This is a genomic window from Microcoleus sp. N9_B4, assembly GCF_036701635.1.
Classification (GTDB): domain Bacteria; phylum Cyanobacteriota; class Cyanobacteriia; order Cyanobacteriales; family Microcoleaceae; genus Microcoleus.
Window position 1 is genome coordinate 1 of the sequence record NZ_JAUBRC010000107.1, and the last position, 2,146, is coordinate 2,146.

At 45.5% G+C, this 2,146-nt stretch carries 2 protein-coding genes; one reads left to right on the top strand and one right to left on the bottom strand.

Annotated features, from left to right (window positions below):
• Positions 1 to 198, bottom strand: a 198-nt coding sequence (locus QUA43_RS30605) for a hypothetical protein (RefSeq protein ID WP_333379517.1), incomplete at its 3' end; no start/stop codon positions are given.
• 386 nt (positions 199 to 584) lie between these two features.
• Between QUA43_RS30605 and QUA43_RS30610 the strand changes: the two genes are divergently transcribed.
• A complete protein-coding gene (locus QUA43_RS30610; protein WP_445302024.1) occupies positions 585 to 2,108 on the top strand; it encodes a reverse transcriptase domain-containing protein in 1,524 nt (507 codons plus the stop codon).
• Positions 2,109 to 2,146 lie beyond the last annotated feature (38 nt).

A 2,146-nucleotide genomic window follows, 5' to 3' on the forward strand; every position in this document is an offset into this window, starting at 1 on the left:
GGAATGATTAGTGCGATTCGTTGAAACGTAAATCACGGTGAAAGCCCGTACATAGCGTTTCCAGCCACAAGGCTGAACTCTCGGTGTGATAAGGGTGCAAGTCCCTTCTGCCAGACTCAGGCATGACTCCTTACCTGCCCACACCGACCGAGCTCGATTTTCGGAGAGTGAAGCTGGGAACAGGGCGCAATCAGACATCTACTGTGAGATGACAATGGCGCTAATGGGGAGTTCCAATGGTGCAACAGAGCCTAGAAAAGTAACTTATCCGAGAGCGGGACACAGACCAACCTCCCGACTCCACTGGAGTTCATTCCCGCCGAATTATTGATCGAATATCGGCAAGAGTCTAGGGAATCCAGTAGTTAAATTGGCTCCACCTAAAGGAACAATCAATCTAACCAAGGGAACGAAGAAAAACGAATTGAGGGTCAAGGGGAAGTCGAACCCCTAGTAGGCTAGACGAGCAGCGGAACCCCCTTAATTCGGTTAGGACAGACCGTAATTGGTCTGAGGTGTTCAGAAAACATAAGTTAGAGCAGAGCATGATTAGACACAGCAGCAATGTTAGTGAATCTTGGAAGATGTTACCTTGGAAGAAATTCCGAAGGGACTTATTTCGCCTACAAAAACGAGTGTTTAAAGCGATTCAGGTTGGAGACAAGCCCAAAGCGAAGTCCCTTCAAAAGCTAATTCTGAAATCTCGGGCTGCAAGAATGTTGGCGATACGTCAAGTAACTCAACTAAATGCTGGCAAAAAGACTGCGGGAATCGACGGAAAAGCCTCACTCACATTTGAGGAAAGGTTTGCCCTGAGTGAAGAACTCAGAGCCAAAAGTAACAACTGGAAACATCAGAAGTTACGTTCAATACCAATCCCTAAAAAGGATGGGAGTACCCGCCTTCTTAAGATACCAACTATCGCCGATAGAGCGTGGCAATGCCTCGCAAAATACGCGCTAGAGCCAGCACACGAAGCAACTTTTCACGCTCAGAGTTATGGGTTCAGAACAGGAAGATCGGCGCACGACGCGCAGAAAAAACTGTTTCATAATCTACGCTCTTCCTGCAACGGAATAGAGAAACGGGTTATCGAGCTTGATATCGAAAAATGCTTCGACAGGATAAGCCACAATAGCATTATGGAACGACTCATCGCCCCAAAAGGCATCAAGACCGGAATATTCCGCTGTCTAAAATCAGGAGTTAATCCAGGATTTCCAGAACAAGGAACCCCGCAAGGGGGTGTGGTAAGTCCGTTATTAGCCAATATTGCACTCAATGGGATTGAGGAAATACACCAATCAGTCCGCTATGCGGATGATATGGTAATAATTCTCAAGCCTAAAGATGATGCGACGGCAATACTTGATAAAGTCAGCGAATTTCTAGCAGAACGAGGGATGAAGGTTAGTGAAAAGAAAACAAAGCTAACGGCTACGACAGATGGATTTGACTTCCTCGGTTGGCAGTTCAAAGTGCAAAACAACGGGAAATTTAGATGCGTTCCATCAGCGGACAATTTTAAAGCGTTTCGTCAGAAGGTAAAACACATCGTTAACAACTCGAATTATGGTGCTACGGTCAAAGCTGAGAAATTAGCCCCTGTAGTTAGAGGTTGGAGAAATTACCACCGCTACTGTAAATTGGATGGCTCACGGTTTTCACTGTGGTTCATCAAAAATAGAGCCTTCAAGGTATTCAACAAGGAAGCAAAAAAGAATCGTAATACTGTCAAGAAATTGATGGAAAAAGCGTTCCCGACGGTTCCTTACTCCGAAAACAAATTTGTCAATGTCAAAGGAGAGAAATCTCCCTACGACGGAGACATAGCCTACTGGGGTGAGCGTAACAGCAAGCTCTATAACGGCGAAACCTCTAAAGCTTTAAAACGGCAAAACCATAAATGTGGGAAATGTGGTCTAAAAATGCTAGGCGATGAAAAGGTACATCTGCATCATGTAGATGGAAACCATAGTAACTCGAAAATAAACAACCTTCTAGCGGTTCACGAAAGCTGCCACGATTATATCCACATGAGCAAAAGGCGCAAGCCAAGAACATCGGGAGCCGGATGCGGGGAAACCAGCACGTCCGGATCTAACTGAGAGGTGCGAAGGATAATACCTTCCATCGACTCAACCAA